At 62.8% G+C, this 21812-nt stretch carries 21 protein-coding genes and 1 tRNA gene; 5 read left to right on the forward strand and 17 right to left on the reverse strand.

Annotated features, from left to right (window positions below):
* Positions 1–11: 11 nt before the first annotated feature.
* The 3 genes from moaCB (at position 12) to G4D79_RS23010 (ending at position 3072) form a co-directional block, all read left to right on the forward strand.
* Complete coding sequence (moaCB, locus tag G4D79_RS23000) at positions 12–998, forward strand: bifunctional molybdenum cofactor biosynthesis protein MoaC/MoaB (protein ID WP_165638280.1); 987 nt, start codon at positions 12–14, stop codon at positions 996–998.
* Positions 991–1404 carry a molybdenum cofactor biosynthesis protein MoaE gene (locus tag G4D79_RS23005; protein ID WP_007731311.1) on the forward strand — a complete coding sequence of 138 codons (414 nt, stop codon included), beginning with the start codon at positions 991–993 and terminating at the stop codon, positions 1402–1404. The genes moaCB and G4D79_RS23005 overlap by 8 nt, the downstream gene beginning before the upstream one ends.
* Positions 1405–1632: 228 nt before the next feature.
* Complete coding sequence (locus tag G4D79_RS23010; protein ID WP_042450056.1) at positions 1633–3072, forward strand: DEAD/DEAH box helicase; 1440 nt, start codon at positions 1633–1635, stop codon at positions 3070–3072.
* Between the two features lie 40 nt (positions 3073–3112).
* Here the strand turns inward: G4D79_RS23010 and bluB are convergent, their stop codons facing one another.
* The 3 genes from bluB to G4D79_RS23025 form a co-directional block, all read right to left on the reverse strand.
* Positions 3113–3742 carry a 5,6-dimethylbenzimidazole synthase gene (bluB, locus tag G4D79_RS23015; protein WP_214514422.1) on the reverse strand — a complete coding sequence of 210 codons (630 nt, stop codon included), beginning with the start codon at positions 3740–3742 and terminating at the stop codon, positions 3113–3115.
* Positions 3739–4791 (reverse strand): GTP-binding protein, encoded by a 1053-nt coding sequence (locus G4D79_RS23020; protein ID WP_214514423.1) that lies wholly within the window; start codon positions 4789–4791, stop codon positions 3739–3741. Before G4D79_RS23020 ends, bluB begins: the two co-directional genes overlap by 4 nt.
* 81 nt (positions 4792–4872) lie before the next feature.
* Positions 4873–5475 carry a lipocalin family protein gene (locus tag G4D79_RS23025; protein ID WP_054187605.1) on the reverse strand — a complete coding sequence of 201 codons (603 nt, stop codon included), beginning with the start codon at positions 5473–5475 and terminating at the stop codon, positions 4873–4875.
* Between the two features lie 178 nt (positions 5476–5653).
* Between G4D79_RS23025 and G4D79_RS23030 the strand changes: the two genes are divergently transcribed.
* On the forward strand, positions 5654–8188 hold the full coding sequence (locus G4D79_RS23030; protein ID WP_058038589.1) for an alpha/beta fold hydrolase: 2535 nt from the start codon (positions 5654–5656) through the stop codon (positions 8186–8188).
* A gap of 10 nt (positions 8189–8198) precedes the next feature.
* Here G4D79_RS23030 and G4D79_RS23035 read toward each other — a convergent pair whose 3' ends face one another.
* The 14 genes from G4D79_RS23035 to G4D79_RS23100 all read right to left on the reverse strand — a co-directional run bounded on the left by G4D79_RS23035 (position 8199) and on the right by G4D79_RS23100 (position 20874).
* Positions 8199–9314 carry an NAD(P)/FAD-dependent oxidoreductase gene (locus G4D79_RS23035; RefSeq protein ID WP_075832908.1) on the reverse strand — a complete coding sequence of 372 codons (1116 nt, stop codon included), beginning with the start codon at positions 9312–9314 and terminating at the stop codon, positions 8199–8201.
* A gap of 226 nt (positions 9315–9540) precedes the next feature.
* Positions 9541–9613 (reverse strand) — tRNA-Ala (locus tag G4D79_RS23040).
* 145 nt (positions 9614–9758) lie between these two features.
* The gene (locus tag G4D79_RS23045) at positions 9759–10502 is read right to left on the reverse strand and encodes a DsbA family protein (RefSeq protein ID WP_214514424.1); all 744 of its coding nucleotides are present in this window, start codon (positions 10500–10502) and stop codon (positions 9759–9761) included.
* A 42-nt stretch (positions 10503–10544) separates the two neighbouring features.
* A complete protein-coding gene (locus G4D79_RS23050) occupies positions 10545–11033 on the reverse strand; it encodes a MauE/DoxX family redox-associated membrane protein (RefSeq protein ID WP_003942318.1) in 489 nt (162 codons plus the stop codon).
* Between the two features lie 25 nt (positions 11034–11058).
* Complete coding sequence (locus G4D79_RS23055; protein WP_003942326.1) at positions 11059–12312, reverse strand: MFS transporter; 1254 nt, start codon at positions 12310–12312, stop codon at positions 11059–11061.
* A 42-nt stretch (positions 12313–12354) separates the two neighbouring features.
* Positions 12355–13992 carry a phosphoglucomutase (alpha-D-glucose-1,6-bisphosphate-dependent) gene (gene pgm / locus G4D79_RS23060; protein ID WP_214514425.1) on the reverse strand — a complete coding sequence of 546 codons (1638 nt, stop codon included), beginning with the start codon at positions 13990–13992 and terminating at the stop codon, positions 12355–12357.
* A 97-nt stretch (positions 13993–14089) separates the two neighbouring features.
* Positions 14090–14434: a fluoride efflux transporter CrcB gene (gene crcB, locus G4D79_RS23065; protein WP_003942344.1), complete on the reverse strand. Its 345-nt coding sequence runs from the start codon at positions 14432–14434 to the stop codon at positions 14090–14092.
* Positions 14431–14808 (reverse strand): CrcB family protein, encoded by a 378-nt coding sequence (locus tag G4D79_RS23070; protein ID WP_007731302.1) that lies wholly within the window; start codon positions 14806–14808, stop codon positions 14431–14433. Before G4D79_RS23070 ends, crcB begins: the two co-directional genes overlap by 4 nt.
* 23 nt (positions 14809–14831) lie before the next feature.
* On the reverse strand, positions 14832–15635 hold the full coding sequence (locus tag G4D79_RS23075) for a DUF1295 domain-containing protein (protein ID WP_037130102.1): 804 nt from the start codon (positions 15633–15635) through the stop codon (positions 14832–14834).
* Positions 15632–16948, reverse strand: coding sequence for a cyclopropane-fatty-acyl-phospholipid synthase family protein (locus G4D79_RS23080; RefSeq protein ID WP_051649691.1), 1317 nt, complete (start codon positions 16946–16948; stop codon positions 15632–15634). The genes G4D79_RS23075 and G4D79_RS23080 overlap by 4 nt, the downstream gene beginning before the upstream one ends.
* On the reverse strand, positions 16945–18234 hold the full coding sequence (locus tag G4D79_RS23085; protein WP_003942339.1) for a cyclopropane-fatty-acyl-phospholipid synthase family protein: 1290 nt from the start codon (positions 18232–18234) through the stop codon (positions 16945–16947). The genes G4D79_RS23080 and G4D79_RS23085 overlap by 4 nt, the downstream gene beginning before the upstream one ends.
* Positions 18231–18974, reverse strand: coding sequence for a DUF1365 domain-containing protein (locus tag G4D79_RS23090; protein ID WP_042450068.1), 744 nt, complete (start codon positions 18972–18974; stop codon positions 18231–18233). Before G4D79_RS23090 ends, G4D79_RS23085 begins: the two co-directional genes overlap by 4 nt.
* Positions 18965–20245 (reverse strand): NAD(P)/FAD-dependent oxidoreductase, encoded by a 1281-nt coding sequence (locus G4D79_RS23095; protein WP_075832899.1) that lies wholly within the window; start codon positions 20243–20245, stop codon positions 18965–18967. The genes G4D79_RS23090 and G4D79_RS23095 overlap by 10 nt, the downstream gene beginning before the upstream one ends.
* A complete protein-coding gene (locus G4D79_RS23100) occupies positions 20242–20874 on the reverse strand; it encodes a dienelactone hydrolase family protein (RefSeq protein WP_063316608.1) in 633 nt (210 codons plus the stop codon). The genes G4D79_RS23095 and G4D79_RS23100 overlap by 4 nt, the downstream gene beginning before the upstream one ends.
* 53 nt (positions 20875–20927) lie before the next feature.
* Between G4D79_RS23100 and G4D79_RS23105 the strand changes: the two genes are divergently transcribed.
* Positions 20928–21749, forward strand: coding sequence for a GNAT family N-acetyltransferase (locus G4D79_RS23105; RefSeq protein WP_214514426.1), 822 nt, complete (start codon positions 20928–20930; stop codon positions 21747–21749).
* Positions 21750–21812 lie beyond the last annotated feature (63 nt).

A 21812-nucleotide genomic window follows, 5' to 3' on the forward strand; every position in this document is an offset into this window, starting at 1 on the left:
AAAGGACACTGATGACCGAATTGACACACGTCGACAGCGAGGGCCGAGCGCGCATGGTCGACGTCAGCGCCAAGGCCGAGACGACGCGTATCGCCGTCGCTGCCGGCGAACTCGTCACGACCGCCGAGGTAGTTCGCCTCGTCCGCGCCGACGGCATGCCCAAGGCTGATGTCCTCACCACCGCGCGCATCGCCGGAATCGCCGGTGCGAAGAAGACCTCCGAACTGATCCCGCTGTGTCATCAACTCGCGCTCTCGTCGGTCAAGGTGGAATTCGGGTTCACCGAAACATCGATCACCGTCGAGGCGACGGCGAAGACTCGCGGACAGACCGGCGTCGAGATGGAAGCACTCACCGCCGTCGCGGTAGCCGGCCTGACCTTGCACGACATGGTCAAAGCGGTGGACCCCGGAGCTACCATGAACGGTGTTCGTCTGCTCACCAAAGACGGTGGTAAGCGCGGACATTGGACCCGCGACACTCAGAACGCACAGACAGCTCCGGCGCACACCTTCACCTCGGCACGGTCCGCGACCGTCCTCGTGGCTTCCACCGGCGGTGCGAACGGCACCAGACCCGACACCACCGGACCCACGATCGCGACCTGGCTACGCGAGCGGGACTTCGAGGTACGTGGACCGCTTGTGTACGCCGACGCAGACATCGCGGCGGGCATCGCTGACGCCAAGGAGGGCTCCCCGTCACTCGTCATCAGTACCGGCGGCACCGGGGCTTCCCCCACGGATGCCACCCCGGAAGCTACCCGGGCAGTCTTGACCCGTGAGTTGCCCGGCGTCGCAGAAGCGATCCGGACCAAGGGCCTCGAGAAGACACCACACGCGTCGCTGAGCCGTGGTGTGGCAGGTCTCACAGGTACGACGGTCGTCGTCAATCTTCCGGGTTCTCCCGGTGGAGTGAAGGACGGTCTCGCCGTCCTCGGACCCATCATCGATCACCTGCTCGCGCAGGTCGCAGGCGGAGGAGCGCACGATGAGTGAGCTATTGGCTCGGATCTCCGAGCAACCGATTCACGCAGACACCGTCGACGCCGCCGTTGCCGGTCCGAAGAACGGCGCTGTTGTGGTGTTCACGGGAACGGTGCGCAATCACGATGGAGGTCAAGCGGTTTCGGCGTTGGAGTACCAAGCGCATCCGGATGCCGAACGCTTCCTCCAGACGTGCTGCCAAGAGGTTGCGGCCTCGACCGGCCTGCCGGTTGCCGCGATCCATCGCGTCGGTCACCTCGAGATCGGCGACCTCGCACTGGTCGCCGCCGTCGCCGCGCCGCATCGAGCGGAGGCGTTTGCCGCGTGCGCCGAACTGGTGGAGCGCATCAAGCACGAGGTACCGATCTGGAAGCGGCAACACTTCGCGAACGGCGTCTCCGAATGGGTCGGGTTGTAGGTCGAACGCTCCGGGAAGGTAGAGTTGCGATCACTAGGTGCCTGAAATCGGGCATCCAGCGTCGTAGAACGCAAATTTTCTTGCTGAGTGCTCAATGCACCCGCTCTTCTTACGGCGAAGAAGCCTGCCGACCGGCAGCGCCGCCACCACTGTGCTTGATTGTTCGACCGGTTAATTCCCGTGTCGGCATCCGGGCACGAACACGTGCCCGAAAGGCTCTGAACACACTTGTCTGACATCTCTACGCCCGCTACCACCTTCGCAGCCCTCGGTGTGCGCGCACCGCTGGTGAAAGCTCTCGAAGACGGCGGAATCACTTCTCCGTTCCCGATCCAGATCGACACCCTCCCCGACACTCTCTCGGGGCGCGACGTACTGGGCCGCGGAAAGACCGGAAGCGGCAAGACCCTCGCGTTCTCCATCCCCATGGTCTCCCGCCTCGCCGGCGAACTGTCCGGAGGAAAGCGTCGTCCGGGTCGACCGCTCGGCCTGGTGCTCGCACCGACGCGTGAGCTCGCCACCCAGATCACCGCAACCCTCGAACCGTTGGCCGCCGCATACGACTTGCGCGTGACCACGATCTTCGGTGGTGTCTCGCAGCACCGCCAGGTTCAGGCTCTCAAGGCCGGAGTCGACATCGTCGTCGCCTGCCCCGGTCGCCTCGAAGACCTCATGAAGCAGAAGTTCGTCAGTCTCGACGCCGTCGAGATCACCGTGCTCGACGAGGCCGACCACATGGCCGACCTCGGCTTCCTGCCCGTCGTCACCCGCATCCTCTCGTCCACCCCGCAGGACGGGCAGCGTCTACTGTTCTCGGCAACGCTGGACAACGGCGTCGACAAGCTCGTCAAGCGTTTCCTCAAGAACGAGGTCATGCATTCGGTCGACGAGGCCAACTCCCCCGTCGCCGCAATGACGCACCACGTGTTCGACGTCGACGGCGTCGAAGCCAAGAAGGCTCTGGTCGAGAAGCTCGCTTCCGGTACCGGTCGTCGCATCCTGTTCATGCGCACCAAGCACCAGGCTCGCAAGTTGGCTCGCCAGCTCACCGAGTCGGGCATCCCGTCCGTTGACCTTCACGGCAACCTCTCGCAGGCTGCTCGCGACCGTAACCTGGCGGCATTCTCCGCCGGTGAAGCGCGCGTCCTCGTCGCCACCGACGTCGCAGCGCGTGGCGTCCACGTCGACGACGTCGAGTTGGTCGTCCACGTCGATCCGCCGGCCGAGCACAAGGCTTACCTGCACCGCAGTGGTCGCACCGCTCGCGCAGGCAGCGCCGGCGACGTGGTCACCGTGGTTCTGCCCGAGCAGCGTAAGGATCTTGCGATCCTCATGCGCAAGGCAGCCATCAAGGTGACCCCGGTCCGTTCGACTGCCAACTCCGAGCACGTCGTCAAGTTGGTCGGCGACATCGCACCGCACGTCACGCCGGCTCCGAAGGCTCCTGCCCAGCCCAACGGTGGACGCGGACAGCGTCCCGCCGGCCAGGGTGGACGCGGCGGCGCAGCACGTTCGGGTCAGGCTCGCTCCGGACAGGGCGGTCAGTCACGCGGTGCTCGCACCGGCGGAGCTGCCCGTCAGGAACATGCCGGTGGTGGCGCTCGCCGTCCCCGCACCGGCGGCGGCGCTCGCACCGCAGGCTCCACCGGTGGCCGTCCCGCACGCTAGGCCACACCGCCGCCCCGCGCGCAACGCCGCCCGGTACAACTCAATAGTTTTCGTAGTGGACAGCGTCGGCCAGTGGCCGGCGCTGTCGCCATCCGAAGCGTTCGAGATCCGGAACCTGTTGAAACTCGGTCACCTTCCCGACGCACAGCCACGCAATGGGGCGAACGGGTGACGGAATGCCCATGAGTTCGGTGAGGTACTTCTCGTCGTAGAACGAAACCCAGCCGATGCCGATCTCCTCGGCTACCGCGGCGAGCCACAAATTCTGAATTGCCAGTACCGCCGAGAACAGCCCGGTGTCGTCGACGGTATGACGGCCGAGGATGTTCGGGCCACCGCGCGACGGGTCGTAAGTGACGACGATGCCGGTACCACTCTCGGCGATTCCCTCGATCTTGATGGGGTCGAACGTCGAGCGGCGATCCTCGGGCAAGGACTGCGCGAATTTCACCCGGGCATCGGCGACGTGTGCCGCGAAGGTGTCGAGCGTCTCCGGATTACGAACGACGACAAAATCCCACGGTTGCGTGTTTCCCACGCTCGGCGCGCGATGGGCGGCGTCGAGAATGCGCATCAGAGTTTCGTCGGGGACGATCTCTCCCGAGAACTCGGCGCGAACGTCTCGCCGTCGCCGAATCGCTTCGTACACGGATACAGCTGATTCACTCACGCCCCGACGGTATAGCGGTGCAATCCCAGCATGGCGTCGGGGTGCGGTTCGACCGTTTCTTCGCGCACGCAGGCGCGGAGCGCGCTGCCGACCGCCCCCGAATCCATCCCGGTGCCGATCACGACCAGTTGCGTGGTTCGAGGTTCGCCCGACTTCCATCGCAGCGGCGTGATCCGGACATGATCACCCACCGATTGGATCTCGAATTTTCCTGTGTAGCCCGGAATCTCGAAGTTCACGAAGCCCTTGATGCGGTAAACACCCGACGGCTGATTCTCGAGAAAGTGCGTCAGAGCCCTGGCATCGAGAGGCGTCTCCGATGCGAAATCAACCGATTCGTAGCGGTGGTGCAGGTGATCGTGGTGACACGAGCCGTCCTCGTGATCGTCGTCGTGCCCGTCGCGCAGGAGCTCGTCGAGGCTCAGTTGATCGCCCGGAGCCGGAGGGGTCACCTCGCCGGTATCGAACAACAGAGCGGGGTCTATCCGCGAGTGCGAGGTTTCCACCATCGGCGCTCGCGGATTCAACTTACGAATTTCGGTCGTGAATCGCTCGCGTTCGGCGACCGGAACGCTGTCGATCTTGTTGACTACCACCAGGTCTGCCAGGCGGACATGTTGATCGAGCTCGGGATGTTCGCGGCGAACGGTGGAGAAATTGGCTCCGTCGACCAGGACTACCAGGCCGCCGTAGACGACCGACGGGTTCTCACTTCCGAGGACGAGTCGAATCATGTTCCGCGGCTCGGCAAGCCCGCTGGCCTCGATGACGATCACGTCGATCCCGGACTGCCGGTGCGCCAACTTGTTCAGCATCTCGTCCATGTCCGAGACGTCGACAGCGCAGCACAAACAGCCGTTGCTGAGAGAGACCATCGAATCGACCTGACCGGCGACCATCATCGAGTCGATGTTGACGGAGCCGAAGTCGTTGACGATCACGCCGATGCGTAGACCGTCGTTGTTACGCAGAAGATGGTTGAGCAGCGTCGTCTTGCCCGAACCGAGAAAGCCTGCGACGACTATTACGGGAATCTGCTTCTTCGCCACCACACAACCTTCCGAAACCACACGTACCGATAAGTGATCGTAGTGGAGTGTGGCTCCGGAAGGTTCACGCTGACAGCAGACTCACACCGTGCAGAGCGGACGGATGTCCGACGTGCCCTCGGTGGTCGGTGACGTCAGGATCGTGCATGCGTTGTATCCACGGGATTCGGCGACCCGGCGGATCTCACTCCATCCTGCCGCGTCGACGACCGCCGACCGTGAGAGCACGAACCCGGAAAGCCTGAGCGGATCGCCCACCAGTGCCCACGAATAGTCGTCGGCAATGTAGGTGACGATGTAGTTGGGTGGGCCGTCCAAGCTTTCCTGTGAGGGCACCCCGGGGAAGCTCACGTGCAACTGGGCACCCGTTGCTGGATCGGTAACTCGGGCATTCCCGACGATCTCGTTGGCTTGACCGGTCCACGTCGTACACGTGTTCTTCACGCTCACGTTCGACGAATCGACGATCCCGTAACTCGCCCGGGTGTCCTTCGCGCACGCGAGGTTGAAGGGCTGAGGAATCGCCGCCACCTGGTTCCATTCCCCTACGTAGCGCGCGACGTCCAGGTTCGCCACCGGCTGCAAGGGTTCCCAGAGTGGGCTCGCCTGCGCGGTTCCCGAAAACATCGTCACTGCGGCGCACACTCCCGCAATCGCAATCGCACTTCGCCCCGACCACTTCATGTCACTGCTCCTCGTCTGTACACCGCTCGATCGGCATTGGTTCCTCAAGGCATTCGGAGCTGACGGACTGGAGGATGGGGCGGTATGTAAAACTACTTTTGGTTTGTTATCGACCTACTTCACAAACCTTATGTAGTCTTTGCTAAAAGATAGCTGAAAGTCGGACGGAGCTACTGTGATGAAGGTTGTCGACTTAGGTCTAGAACGCACTCGCTATGCAGTCATCGACGAGACGATCGAGTCGAGGTGGCGCCGAGTCACCTCTATGCAGCACGACGCCGTTGCCGTCGTGACTCCGCGCGACCGGATCACTTTCGCCGAACTCGAACTCCGGACCGACGCATTGGTCCGCGAACTTCGCCTACGTGGGTCACACGGGGCACGCCCGGTTGCGGTCGATCTCGAACCAACGGCCGAGTCGGTGCCCGCCATCCTCGCCACTCTGATTTCCGGTCGGCCCTTGGTCATGATCGACCCACAACTCCCCGAGGCCCGCCGAGCGCACATCATGAGCACCTCGGGCGCCGTCGCGCTGCAGTCGATACTCGACGAGTCTGCTGCGACGGGCTTCAGATTCGACAGCGCGCTGGAACCATCGAGTTCCGACCCTGCCATGATCGCGTTCACGTCAGGCACCAGCGGGGCACCCAAGGGAGTCGTGTTGAGCCACTCCATGTGCCTGAACAAGGCCGACGAACTTGCCGCAGCAATCGACCTGCGACCCGATGATCACATCGGGAACCTGTTGCCCGTCAGTTTCGGAGCCGGAATCACGGCCCTGATCATGGGCCTGATGAACGGAGTCACGGTCTTCTGCTGGGATCCACGTATCGACGGCGTCTCGGGAATCGACGACTGGCTGATCGAGAATTCGATCACGACCACGCACTGTGCGCCGTCCTTTCTGCGGGCGTGGTCGGATCTCGATTGCGATGCAGCAAATGATGATTCGATCGGTTCCCTACGCGTCGTCGTAACGTACGGAGAAGCAGTTCACGGCGAGGACTACGCGCGCCATCGCAGTCACGGCTTCGCTCGCGTCACGTACGTCAACTGGCTGGCCACCACCGAGACCGGTGTCGTCGCGTACAACGCGTTCCCACCACATTCCGAACTACCCGTCGGAGTGGTACCGGCCGGACGTGCTCGCGACGGCAAGGACGTACAGATCGTCGATGTGAACGGCGTGCCTCTCCCCGACGGAGAGATCGGAGAGATTCAGGTTGTCTCCAGTGATCTTGCCGACGGATACCACGGCGACCCGGATCGAACTGCAACACGATTCACGCGACTGGGCGACGGAGTGAGCATCTACCGGACCGGTGACCGGGGCCGCATCGACGAACGCGGAGAACTGCAACTGCGGGGACGCGTCGACGACGCCGTCAAGATTCGGGGCTACCTGGTGGAGCCGATGGAAGTCGAGGCGCATATTCGTCGAATTCCAGGCGTCGCCGATGTTTTCGTGGCCGTCGTCCTCGAGAACGATCGACCGGAGATCGTCGCCTACGTGGTCCTGACCAAAGCCGTGATGGCACGGTCGGGCGCCGAGATGCGGCGCGAATTGGCAACATATCTGCCGGCCTGGATGCTCCCCCGACATTTTGTTCTGATGCCGGCGTTGCCCCGCAACGAAAGAGGAAAGGTCGATCGAACAGCGCTGCCCTCCGTCGAGGTGCGGTCCACTCCACCGACTCTCGCCGGGCCCGCCGAATTGTGGTTGTCCTCGATCTGGGAGTCGATTCTCGGTATCGACTCCATCGACCGTGAGGACGACTTCTTCGAACTCGGCGGCGATTCGCTTGCTTCAACCGAAGTGGTGGCAAAGATTCACGACATGTTCCGGATCCGGATCACGGCGGCGGAGTTCGCGGCCGCCAGTACCGTCAAAGACCTTGCAGCGCTGGTGGATCGGCGCAGAATCGATCCCGATGATCGCGTCTGTCACAACACGATGGTGCCACTGAAGCTCGAAGGCTCCGGGCGACCGCTGTTCATCATGAACGGAGCGGGGTGCCCATCGACGACGCTGTCCGCCTTGTCGAAAGCGCTTCACACCGATCGGCCGGTTTACGCACTTCAGCCACATGGCTTCGAATCTCGCGGACTACCCGACCGGTCGGTGAAAGCAAGCGCCCGCCGTTTCATTTTCGAAATCAAGAAGATTCAGCCCACCGGGCCATACCTCCTCGCCGGATACTCGTACGGCGGCTACGTGGCGCTGGAAATGGCGACACAGCTGTCCGAGTCAGGTGACACTGTCGAACACGTCACCGTTCTCGACACCAGAATCTCCACCGAGGCTGCCGCACGACTGGCTGGTCGAGCGGGCATCACTTTGGATCCGTCGATCGTCGACCTTGCACCACAACCATCCACCAATGCCCGCTGGAAGCCGACCAGACGCACCGTCGCGGCCATGTGGATCCGCACGCTGTTCGCCGGCCTTCTGCAGTACCCGCCGGCCACCCAGTGGACCGTGTTCCTCTACATAGGAGGCCAGGCGCTCCGGAAGCATCGGATACGAGCATGCGCCGCGCCCGTCACCGTGATCCGTGGGGCCACCAACAACCGTGGACGCGAGATCTGGTCACTCATTGCCACGGGCTCACTGGATTTCGACGACGTCGACGCGTGCCACGAAGACGTCGTCCGCCAACCGTACGTCCGCAAGACTGCGGCGATCATCGATCGAGTCTGTGATCGAGCGTGACCAGCGCTCCTCATGTCCAGCTGTAGAAGAAAGAGCGGCGCGGAGTGAGGGCCCAGTCGGTCGTCGACGAACACACTCGTTCCTTGACGAACGCACCCGCCCTGCCTGCGACGAACATGCCCGTTGCGTTGTCGACACGAGTGGTCCGCTGGAACACACCTCGCCGCCTTCCGAGACTGATGCACCGGCCTGCGAACTTCGGAGCCACCGGGCGCGGCGCGGAACCTTCGAGTCGATGCAGGATCGTCTCGGCCGCATGGACTCCCAAGGGAATCGCAGCCTGACAACTCATCCTCAGTAAAAGATCACCGACTGCGACCGCATCACCCGCACCGACGATGTTGGGGTGGGACGAGCATTCGAGTCGGTCGTCGACCTTCAGACGACCGAGACCGTCGACGGGAAGGCCACTTCGGCGCGCCAGATCGGGGACCCCGAATTCTGTCGCGAGAATCGTGCAATCTGCCTCCACCCGTGCGCCTCCCGCAAGCTCGCAGGACGAACCGTCGATCCGCGTCACCCGGGATTCGGTGACGATGTCGACCCCAAGATCGGTCAATGTTCTGAGAATTGCAGATCGCGCACGCTCTGACAGATCCGGGGCCACGATTCCTCCGGTCACCAAAGTGATTCGGCTGCTTCGCTGCTCAGCCAATTCTGCGGCAGTCTCGATTCCGGTGAGACCGCCGCCGACAACGCAGACCGTAGCCTTCCCGTCGAGTGTCGCCAGTCTGGATTCGAGGCGAACCGCGTCCTCGAATTCGGAGACGCTGAACCCGTGCTCCGCCGCCGCGGCAATAGTGCTGGGTAACTGCCTACTTCCGACTGCGTAGACCAAGTAGTCGTAGTCGAGCACGCTGCCGTCGTCGAGGGTGAGCCTGCCGAGCGCCGCCTCGATCGTCGTCACCTCTCCGAAGACTCGGTGTGCCGCACGCGGTAGCGCCCTGTCGAACGAGACCGTCGCGTCGTAGCCAGCCGCGATCATCTGATGGAGCCTGATTCTTTGCACGAAGTGTGGGCGCGGATTCACGACGGTCACCGTGATGTCCGACCGAGTTCTCAGCAGTCGCTTCGCTGCCATGACGCCCGCATATCCTGCCCCGATTATCACCACGTGTGCACTCATGGTTCTCCGTTCCGCCAACGGTCCCCATGCTGAGAATGCACGGGATGATCAGGCCTCATCGCGGACGTTATTGAACATTGACGCCCTGGCGTTATGGCGGTCGACACATCTAGGCAGAACTGTGCTGCATGCAATAGAGACTCGAAAAACACAGGGTCGACAACACAACACTGGCTCGAAAACAACAAATGCTCTGCACCGATTGGTGCAGAGCATTTGTATTGGGTGGAGCTAAGGGGACTCGAACCCCTGACCCCCACACTGCCAGTGTGGTGCGCTACCAGCTGCGCCATAGCCCCGTATTCAGTTCACTCTAACAGTCGAACTCGCAGCGGCTGTTCTGCTTTCCGCTTGCTGGAAGAAAGTTACACCACTTGACTCCTGGGCAACAAATCGCCTGGTCAGAGCGAAGCGGCCGCTCCTTGTCGAAGCGGCCGCTCCAGCTCAAGAGGAGAGCTTGGAAACCCAGTCGCTGCTGCCTGTGTCAACGATCTTGCCGTTCGCCACAACCGTGGGCGTCCCGTTCGACCCGACATCCTTGAGCGCCTGGCTGGCGGCCGTGGCATTGGCCGCGGCGGCTTCGACGTTGGTACCGGAAGAGATGCAGGTTGCCACGTCGTCGGATGCGCCCGCATCACGAGCGATCTGGGCGAGGTCGTCGTTGGTGTGGTCGCTGCTGCCGCCCTCGGCAGGCTGCGTGTCGGTCGCGAAAAGCTTGTTGTGGAATGCGGAGTACGCAATCGCGTCACCACCCTGAGCGACGCAGAGCAGAGCGGCGCCGGCCCGTGTGGAGTAGTCACCGCTGCCCGACGCCCGGTTGAGGAAGTTCAGCATGTGGTATCGCACGGCGACGTCACCGTTGTCGACAGCGGCCGCGAGAGCCTGGCCACTGAGGTGTTCGAGAGCAGCACAGGCCGGGCACAGCGGATCCTCGAAGAGATCAATGGTTGTCGCGGCGGAGGGCTTGCCGAGCAGCACCACTCCGTTGTCCTGCACCGTGACGGCAACTTCGGAACTCTGCACGGAGCCGTAACCGTCGTTCTGGGGCTTGTTCTTGCTGTTCGTCCACAAGACACCGCCGATGACGAGGGCCGCGATCACGAGCACCGCGAGGCCACCGATGATGTAGGTGGAGCGGCTCGAGACCGGTTCCGGAGAGTATTTGTTCTTGCTGCTCTTGGTGCTCACGCTGATGCAGTCCTTCGTGCGTCGAAACGATTTACCGATTGCTTACCTTGCCACTGAAGACTGAGTATCCACTGAGAACGCCGCGCGTGATCCGGGCCCCAACGCGAGTGGCGAACGCGGGAACACGAGCAGCCAGACGGCAAGTGCCAAGAAGCCCAGGTCGCGGAGAATCTCCTTCGAATAGTCCCAAGCGCCGACGTCGGCTGCACCTCCGCCGCCGAAACATCCGCAGTCGATGGACAATCCCCTGGCCCACACCGAAATGATCACCGCAATGAGAACCGTGAGGATGACCACCGAGACTGCAGCGGATGCTCGCACCGCCAACCCGACGAGGATCAGCAGGCCCAGGACTATTTCGACCAGGGGAAGAGCCGTCGCCACCGGACCCACCAGTGACTCGGGCAATAGTTGATAGGCGCGCACCGCGATCTTCGTCTGAACGGGATCAAAGAACTTGAGTCCCCCGGAAATCAGCCAGACGGCCGCCAAACCCAATCGGGCCACAAGACTCACGATGCGAATTGCCACCCGATCGAGAGTACAGAATGCCCGGTCAGTCCAGGTTTGTCCGCGCAGGAGTATCCGTTAGCACCGTCACATCAGTCAGATCTTCTACAACGGATTCGACAGGCTTCGTTCGCGACGGGACGAACAACCACCCCGTCGCCGACACGACTACTACGGCTCCCATCACCGCGAAGGCCGCCGAGTACGACACATGCTGGGCGATCAGTCCGGCACAAATCGGCGCCACTACCCCACCGATGTCGGACATCATCTGGAATACCGCCAGAACGGGTCCGCCTCGGGCCGTCGATCCGACAACATCGGCAACCGCGGCCTGCTGGGCCGGACTCATGAGGCCGGAGCCGACACCAGTCACTGCGGCAATGGCGAAGAACACCACGAGGTTGTCGGTGAATCCCATTGCGATGGTTCCCAGACCGCAGATGAGTAGGCCGCTCACGACAAAGGGCTTGCGTCCGAAGCGGTCCGAGAGTCGTCCGGAGACGATCAACACCAACGCATTGCCGACGGCGAAGATCGTCAGGGCGTAGGCCGCAATCGAGGGGTCTCGGCCGAGGAACTCGACGACGAACAGGGGAACCATGGCAACGCGAACTCCGAAGATCACGCCACCGAAGGCGAGGTTCGATCCGAGCGCTGCCCGGTACACCGGAGACTGGAGGCCTTCTGTGAGAGTCATCGACTTCACATCGACAGCCTTGTCCGGTGACGCCAAATGAGATCCACGCAGGCTCACGAAGACAACGAGCGCGGCGATCACCAACGCAATTGCGTAGATGATGAACGGCATCCGCAGACCGAACTGCAACAGCGCTCCGCCGACCAGCGGGCCGCCGATCGATCCCATGAGAAAGCTTGTCGCGTACAGACCCGACACGCGGCCGCGACTGTCCGACGGTGACATGCGAATGATCAGCCCGAGGGCCGACACCGTGAACATGGTCGACCCGATGCCGCCCAACGACCGGAACAGCAGAAGTTGCCAGTACTCCCCCGCGAAAGCGCACGCACCGGTCGAGACCGCGACGATGAGAAGGCCGACGATGTAGACCGGCCGCTCACCGAGTTTCTGTACCAAAGTGCCGCTCATCGGCGCGAACACCAACCGCATGAAAGCGAAAGACGAGATCACGATCGTGGCGGCGGTGACCGATACGTCGAAGCTGCGCGCGAACTGAGGTAGTGCCGGGGCGACCAACCCGAATCCGAGGGCGATGACGAAGCTGGCGGCGACCAGTACCCAAATTTCCTGTGGCAGCTTGGCTGCACGAGTTTTCATGTCGCCCGGAATTCTAGCCGGGCGACATGAGCGGTCCGCGGGCTAGTTCGCCTTCAAGACGCTGGACACCAAGTCCTTGGCCGCTGCCTGAACCTGAGCCAGATGATCGGCGCCCTTCATCGACTCGGCATAGATCTTGTACACGTCCTCCGTGCCGGACGGCCTCGCTGCAAACCACGCGTTCTCCGTCGTCACCTTGAGACCACCGATCGCCGCGCCGTTTCCGGGCGCGGCAGTCAGTGTCGCGGTGATCGGTTCACCCGCCAACTCGGTCGCACTCACCTGGTCGGGAGACAGTTTTGCCAAGACTGCCTTCTGTGCGCGCGTCGCGGGCGCATCGATACGTGCGTACGCCGGGCTCCCGAACTTCTCGGCCAACGCGGCGTAGTGCGCTGACGGAGACTTTCCCGTCACCGCGGTGATTTCCGACGCGAGCAACGCAAGGATGATGCCGTCCTTGTCCGTCGTCCAGACGGAACCGTCGTGTCGGAGGAAGGACGCGCCGGCGCTTTCCTCGCCGCCGAATCCCACAGACCCGTCGAGCAATCCGGGAACGAACCACTTGAACCCGACCGGAACCTCGAGCAAATCGCGGCCCAGGCTGCTCACGACACGGTCGATCATCGAGGAACTCACGAGGGTCTTGCCGACCCTGGTATCTGCGCCCCAACCTGGCCGGTTCGCGAACAGGTACTCGATGGCAACGGCCAGATAGTGATTCGGGTTCATCAAACCGCCGTCGGGAGTGACGATGCCGTGGCGGTCGGAGTCCGCATCGTTTCCGGTCGCGATGTCGTAGCGATCCCGAATCCCGATCAGCGACGCCATCGCGTCGGGCGACGAGCAGTCCATGCGGATCTTGCCGTCCGTATCGAGCGTCATGAACCGCCAGGTCGGATCGACGAGAGGATTCACCACTTCGAGGTCGAGTCGATGAGTTTCGGCAATCGCGCCCCAGTAGTCGACGCTTGCCCCGCCGAGGGGGTCTGCACCGATCGTGATTCCGGCATCGCGGATCGCGTCGAGGTTGAGGACACTGGGGAGGTCTTCGACGTAGTAGCGGAGGAAGTCGTAGCGTTCGACGCGGTCCAGCGCTTGTGCCGCCGTCACACGCCGTACCCCGGAAAGCCCCTTGCGCAGTAGCTCGTTCGCTCGATCGGCGATAACCGACGTCGCATCCGTGTCCGCGGGCCCGCCGTGCGGCGGGTTGTATTTGAAGCCACCGTCACGAGGCGGATTGTGTGACGGTGTCACGACGATGCCGTCGGCTTTGGCCTCCGGACCCGTCGAGTTGTATCGCAAGATCGCGTGACTGACAGCCGGGGTGGGAGTGTAGGCGTCGCGTGAATCGACGAGGACGACGACGTCGTTGGCGACGAGGACCTCCAAGGCCGACAGCCAGGCAGGCTCCGAGAGCGCATGTGTGTCCCGGCCGATGAACAGCGGGCCGTCGATTCCCTGCGAAGCGCGGTACTCGACGATCGCCTGGGTTGTCGCCAGGATATGAGCTTCGTTGAACGCCGAGTCGAGACTGGAACCGCGATGTCCTGAAGTGCCGAAAAGTACCTGCTGCATCGGGTTCTCGGGATCCGGAGTGCGCGTGTAATAGGCGGTGACCAGATGAGGAACATTGATCAGATCCTCTGGCAGAGCCACTTGTCCTGCTCGTTCGTGCGCCACGAATCCCCCTCGGCCCGGTGGTCGACCACTGTGTCGACGCGACTGTGGACAATTGTCTACCCTGGCCGCGTGGCGTGCACGCTCGGCGCCGGATCCGTCAATCCGTGATCTGGATTCCCAACCACGCAGCGGACAGTCCCACGATCAGACTGAGGACGATGTAGATCAGAGAAAGCGCCGTCTGGCGCCTCTCGATCATCCCGACGTTCTCGGTCGCGAAGGTCGAATAGGTGGACAAGCCGCCGCAGAAGCCGGTCGCCAGAAGTGCGGCCATCTCGGTGGAAAGAGCTGCCCCGGTGAACAATCCAAGGAGGAAGCAGCCGATCACGTTCGCGGCGAACGTCGCAGCCGGAAATCCCTTGTACGCGGGCACATACCGCGCCAACAGGTACCGGCCACTCGCACCAGCGCCGCCGCCGAGCGCCACCAGGAGAACTGTCATGCCGACGCTCCGTCCCGCGCGCGGATCCAGCGTTCACCGAGCCCTTTGCCCAGTGCTGCAGCGAGGATCGCGGGAATCAACGTCCCGAGAACATAGAGAATCGATCGCCACGGACTCTCCGTCACGGCGTGAACCGCGAAGGACGAGAAGGTGGTGAAGCCGCCGCAGAAGCCCGTGCCGAGAAAGAGGTACCCAACCTTGTTGTGCACGAGCAGGGCCGCGAGAACACCGAGAACGAACGAGCCGACGACGTTGATGACCAGAGTCGTCCAGATGTGGGGAAAGAGCTCCCCCAGACCGTAGCGGCTGAGCGCGCCCAACCCTCCGCCGACGGCAACCGCGCATACCGCAGCCGGCAGTTTCAGATCACCCATGCTCTGGCCTCACCCGAAAGAGCCTACGTCCCGGAGCGGGCTTTCGGCGGGCGAGGAATGAAGTAACTTGTCCGCTGCTGATACTCGCGATAGCCCGGACGCTGTTCCATGTGTCGCTCGAGCAACCGCGCTCCGGTGGCGAAGACCAGGAAGTAGGTCATGGCGATCGGTGAGAGGACGGTCAACACCCCCGGCCACACGGACGCCGAGACGAGGAAGATCCCCCACCAGACGCACGCGTCGCCGAAATAGTTGGGATGCCGCGTCCATGCCCACAAACCTTGATCCATGATGTGGCCACGGCTGCCCGGATCGGATTTGAACTCCTCCATCTGTCGGTCGCCGACCGTCTCGAACGTGACGCCGACAATCCACAGCGCGATTCCGAGTACGACAAGAAGTCCGAAGCTGCCGTTCGACACTGCTGCGACCTGGATCGGCAGGGAGACGAACCACAACGAAATCCCCTGCGTGAGATAGATCTTGCGGATCGCATACAGCGTTCGATTACCCGTCGCTCGTCCGAGCATTTCTTCGTACCGCGGGTCTTCACCTTTGCCACGCGATCGAATCGCCATGTGCGTCGCCAACCGCAGACCCCAGATCGCCACGAGCGCAAGCATCAGCAACCGGCGCCAGAGGTCGCCGGTTCCCACTATCGCGGACACGAGCGCGATCAGAACGAAGCCGGCGCCCCATGACACGTCGACAACGTTGTGGCGCCCGATCCGTACACCGATCGTGGCTGTCACCGCCATTCCGACGGCGATCGCCAGCAGACTCGTGAGTGTGACCACTCCGAACGCGCCCCAGTCGAATCCGTTCATCGCCGCGACACCCACTGCGGCCGTACCGGTTCCATACCCGATCGACCATCACCGTGCGGCCGGACCGACAGAATCTGATCGACGCCCATCCTACCGTCCCGAAATGCCATTCCTCCGCCGACGAGGTAGAGACGCCACACCCGAGCGACTTCGACACCTACGAGTTCCACGACGCGATCCCAGTTCGATTCGAAGGTCTCGATCCACGCGTCGACGGTCCGCACGTAGTGCTCACGCAGGGCGTGGACGTCCCGCACTTCGAGTCCACCTTCCTCGATCATCGCAACAGTGCGACCGACGGGCCGCATGTACATGTCCGGCGCGATGAACGACTCGATGAACGGACCTCCCCCGGGGTGCGGGCCAGTGCGGGACATCTGCTGAATCAGCACACGGCCACCGGCAATAACATTGTCGTGGAGCGCTTTCACGTAGGTCGGATAGTTGTCCTCACCGACATGCTCACCCATCTCGATGGAAGCGACCGCATCGAAGGGACCGTCTGGAATCTCTCGATAATCTTGGAGGCGAATCTCGACCCAGTCTTCCAAACCGAGCGCGCGGACCTTCGCGTCGACAAAAGCCTTCTGCTCTGCCGAGATCGTGATTCCGACAACCCTGGCGCCGTACTCCCGCGCTGCATGCAGGCTGAGCGAGCCCCAACCACAGCCGACATCGAGAAACCGCAAGCCTCGCGCTCGATCGAGACCGACCTTGCGGCACACCAGGTCCAGCTTGTCTGTCTGTGAGTCTTCGAGCGTGTAGTCCGGTGCATCGGAAGTCCAATAGCCCGAGGAGTACGCCATGTTCTCATCGAGGATCAATTGGTAGAAATCGTTCGACAAATCGTAGTGGTGCCCGATCGCCTCGCGGTCGCGGGCGAGGCTGTGCAGGCGCCCCTTCACCTGAGCCTGCGACGCCGGCGGAGCCAAAGGTCTCCCGAAAGCACCGAAGGATCGCGCAGCCTTGACCGCGGCCAAGACGAGCGACGGTGTCGGGGTAATCGACCCGAGCCCCCGCTCGGCAGACACCTTCCACACGTGTGTGAGTGCGTCGCCTAGATCGCCCTCGACGTCGAGTTCACCGAGAACATACGCCTGCGCAGCCCCCAACTCGCCGGGATTCCAGAGCAAGCGTCGCAAAACGTTCGGGCTGTAAAGCGTCACCTTCGGAGCATCTTCCGGACCTGCTGTGCTGCCGTCCCATGCAGTCAACCGCACCGGAAGTTCGCCGCCGACAAGTGGACTGAGGATGTCCGAGAGACGACCCGCAACGCCGGTACCTTGTGTCGTTCGATCCATTGTGGCAGTCATCGCTGGTTCCTCCGATCGAGAACAATTTGCTGGACGTCGAGATACCCCGACCGAAACCCCGCCTCGGAGTAGCAGAGATAGAAATGCCACATGCGCGCGAACACTGCGTCGAACCCGAGCGCGGACGCCTCGTCGGTGCGAGCGCTGAATCGCTCGTCCCACAGTCGCAACGTCTGCGCGTAGTGATCGCCCATCGACATCCGCTCACGCACCCGCAGGGTTGTCATGCGCTCGGTGACGTCCTCGATCGCCCGCACCGACGGGAGAAATCCGCCGGGGAAGATGTACTTGTGCACCCAGGTGTAGGTGTTGCGGGTCGCGAGCATTCGATCGTGCGGCATCGTGATGGCTTGGATCGCCGCGCGCCCACCCGGCGCCAGCAGGGCGTCGATCGTCTGGAAGTAGCTTCCCCAGTACTGGTGGCCGACGGCCTCGATCATCTCGACCGACACAACGGCGTCGTACTCCCCCTGTACTTGCCGATAGTCGAGAAGGTCGACCTGAACGCGATCTGCCAATCCCGCAGCGCTTATCCGCTTCGCTGCCAATTCCTGCTGTTCGACCGAAAGTGTCACCGAGCGCACCGTCGCTCCCCGTTGGGCAGCTCGGATCGCCAATTCTCCCCAGCCTGTGCCGATTTCGAGCACTCGCGAACCGGGTCCGACACCTGCGCCATCCAGCAGTCGATCGATCTTCCGATGCTGCGCCGCTGCGAGCACGTCCCACGACGGGGTCGCCCCTACCGACAGATCCTCGAAGAGAGCACTGGAATACGTCATGGTGTCGTCGAGGAACAGTTCGAACATCTCGTTCGAGAGGTCGTAGTGCCGGGAGATGTTCGAGCGCGTGTTCTGCGTCGAATTCCGTTCACTGCGAGGCTGCTTCGGAATGTAGAGGCCTCGTAGCCGCTGCAGGAAATCGGGAATGAGCGTCGCCACGCGGGAGGCGAAGACTTCCAGGACCGCAGTGAGGTCGGACGCTTCCCAATCGCCCGCCATGTACGACTCGCCGAATCCGATCAAACCACTGTCCCCCACACGAGCAGCGAAGTCGTCTGGGCGGTGAATGACCATCAACGGCGAATCGGGGCTACCGCCACCGGAGAACTCACCGTTGGGCATCTGGACACGCAGCGGCAAACGTGCGACCGCCTTGTGGAACAGGGCGCGGGCAACCGGTGATGCAACCCGCACTTTGAGCCCGCTCGGCACGGTGGCGACGCCCGGCCACCGCTCGGTTTCGATCGTGTGAGCGGAAGGTTCGGTGCCGAGAGTGGTTGTGGTCATTGCACTGCCTCCTGCGGGTGATGTTGCGGTCGGGGAACGATGGGTAAGCGCCTGGCCCACAGCCGGATTCCTTGAAATCTGATCTGCGCGGCGACTCGGAGCGGAGCCAGCGGGATGGCGAGCGCACTGCGCACGATCTCGCGCGTCGTCGCCGGCACACAACGACCGGACACCGTGGCCACGAAGGGCGCCTTGCCGTCACGGGCCAGAACTATCGAGAGCGCGAGCGCGGTGTCGGGTAGCGGAAGTCGCATCCGGTACTCGCCGTCCAGATCGTTGAACGGAGATACGTAGAACTCTTTGGACGTGCGAACCGCGCCACGTTCGTCGGTTTCGAGCAGGTAGCAGTGCCGCTCGCCGTAGGTGTTGTGAACCTCGGCAACGACGCACCGCTGACTGCCGTCGTCGTTCAGACACCAGAACACACTCAGCGGGTTGAACACATGGCCGAACACACGCGCGTTCGCAAGCATGAGGATGCGACCGCCGGCGAACTCCAATCCGTTGGTTGCCAGAAAAGTCTCGACGTTGGCACGAATCGATCGAGTGGGGTCGCCGAGGTGATCCCCGGCGTCGAACTTCGCCAAGGGCCGCAAAGCCTTCGGAAGCTCGGGCAAATCGTCGACGTCGACGAGCCAACTGTAGCTTCGGTACTCGAACTCGTTGTGCAACGGCTCCGTTCGAACGTGCCGAATGCTCGTATGAACGATGGACGGCGTGATGGGTGCGGTCACGGCCACCGACCTCCGACGCGTTCGGCGGCGCGCAGGCCAGAGAGTGCACCGTCCTCGTGGAAGCCCCATCCGTGGTACGCACCGGCAAACGCGAGCACGTCCGAGTCCAACTCGGGAAGCCGCGCTTGAGCGGCGACCGAGGTGGGTGTGTACTGCGGATGCTCGTAGGTCATCTGATCGATCACCGAGTCCGGGGACACCATTTCGCCTCCCCCCAAGGTCACCAGGTAGCGCCGGCCGGTCTCCGGGAGCCGCTGCAACCTCGTCATGTCGTAGCTGACCAGAACGTGATCCGGCTTCGCGTTGCATTCAGGGATGTAGTAGTTCCACGACGCGCGCGCATTGGTGTTGCCGGGCAGCACATTCTCGTCGGTGTGAAGCTGGGTGTGGTTGACGGAGTACGGCATTGCACCGAGGACCTGGGATTCGACAGGCGTCGGATCCGCCAAAATCTTCAGCGCTTGCTGCGGATGCGTTGCGACCACGGCTGCGTCGAAGGTCTGGATCTGGTCGTCGCCGTCACGAATGTCGACGCGATCGTCGAACCGGTGGACGGCGCGAACCGGCGTGTTCAGGCGGATATCCCCGATACTTTTGGCGACGAGACGAACGTATTCGCCCGATCCACCGGTGACTGTTCGCCAGGTGGGCGATCCAGTGACGCTCAGCATTCCGTGGTGATCGAGGAACGAGAACAGGTACCGCGCGGGATATTTCAGGGCCGAGCCGGGATCACACGACCAGACTGCCGACACGAGCGGAGTCATGAAGTGAGCGGTGAAGTAGTCGGAGAACCGGCCGCTGCGCAGAAACACTCCCAGCGTCTGGTCAGGTGCCGACGGATCCGTGTTGTCGAGCAATGCGCGGGCACGGCGATGGAAGCGCTTGACCTCCATCAGCATCGACAGAAAACTGCCGTTCACCAGCAGCCCCGGCGTCGGGAGAACGCCGCGCAAACCTTGGCCTCCCGAGTACTCGAGCCCGCACCCCCCACACCTGACCGACATGCTCATGTCGGATTCCTGCGTAGGCACATCGAGTTCTGCGAACAATCGCAACAATGTCGGATAGGTGCGATCGTTGTGGACGATGAACCCCGTGTCGATGGCGAGGCTTCGCCCTTCCGGGTCGGTGACCGAATGGGTGTCCGCGTGCCCGCCGAGCCGTGAATCCGCTTCGTAGAGGGTGACGTCACTGTCCTTACTGAGCACCCACGCCGCTGTCAGACCTGCGACACCACTACCGACGACGGCCACCTTGCGCTTGTCGGAACTCATCGTCGTTCTCCCATCTTTGTTGCGGCTACCCCGCGACTCATTCCTGCGATTGCATCCGCGACGAGGCGATGCCAAGTCGCCGCCCGACGGAGCATGAAGTGGCCTGCGCCGTCGATGCCGATCCATTCAGCGCTCTTACCCGACGCCTGCAGTTCGTCGACCTTTCGCCGCGACACCTCCGGATCGGTCCAGGAGTCAGCCGTGCCGTGAAGGACTGACAGTGGTGTGTCCGAACGCAGATTCACCGACGTTCCATCGGGCCACCACGGCGCCAGCGCGACCACACCGACCACCGCCGGATCGCCACACAGTTCGGCGGCGACCCGTCCGCCCATCGAGTGCCCCAGCAGGATCACCTGAGCTTGTGAATTACGTTTCGTTATCGCGTCGAGTGCGGCGCGGGCGTCGGCGACCGGACTGCGCTCGGCACCGTTCCAACCTCGAACTCGATAGCGAGCCTGCACCGCTTTCACACCGGAGAGGCGAAGCTGAGCGGTGAACGGGCACATCCGAAGGTTGGACAGATGCCAGGCGCGAGCCGGGCGATGGCTCGATACCTTTCCTCCAGGCAGCACTAGCACCACCAGGTGCTGGTCACCGTCCTGCTGTTGCCGTCGGTTGGGCGTCATACACGGCATTCGGAGCCGAAAACCATTTGGATGGGGTTCGTAGAATTTCTTTTGTGAATCGTGAAGCACTCGTCGGCGATGTCCTCGACGCCATGGACGCCAACTTGGCATCCCATGCCTGCCACCTGCATGAACACTTGCCGACGGGATCGGTCACGGTCTCTGCAGATGTTGTCGTCGCAGACAGCGGCCTCACCGACGACACTTTCAACATCATCGCTGGTGCGCGCTTCGCTGTACCTGCTGCTGAAGGCCCGGAAGAAGACCGACGACTACTCGACGTACTCGCGTGGCTTCGAGCAACCGGTCGTCCGTTCTCCTGGTGGACGGGTCCGCGCGACAAGCCCTCTGACCTCGGCGCTCGCTTGTCAGCCCTCGGCTGCGTGCGCTCCGAGGAAGAAAGAGCAATGACGGCAGACTTGGACGTCGTCCCACGCCCAACGCCTGTCGCAGAACTGTGCGTTCAGCGAGTGACGACTCGTTCGCAGCTCGCCGACTATGCCGCCGTGATGGCCGCCAATTGGTCGCCGCCCTCAACCGCAGTAGTAGGTTTCTTCGAAGACACCGCCGATGACATCCTCGATGAGCGCTCGCGGAGTTCGTTTGTCGTGGGATACGCGAACTCCCAGCCTGTCGCCGGAGCCGAGGTCCATTTTGCCGCCGACGTCGCCGGACTGTATGGGGTCGTCACACTCGAAACGGCGCGCCGACGCGGATTCGGCTCGGCGGTCACCCTTGCCGCACTCGACATCGCCCGCGAGCGAGGTGCCCGAACCGCTGTACTTCAGGCGTCCAGCGACGGCGCACAGCTCTATCGAAACGTCGGCTTCGAGGATGTCGGTACCTACGCCGAGTACTCGATCGGCAGCGGTTAGACGTCCCCGCGGGGACGCTTTCCGTCCTCATCCACGGATGCGTGTCGGTACTGGCATCTATTA

Source organism: Rhodococcus sp. WY5, assembly GCF_018588185.1.
GTDB lineage: Bacteria > Actinomycetota > Actinomycetes > Mycobacteriales > Mycobacteriaceae > Rhodococcus_F > Rhodococcus_F qingshengii.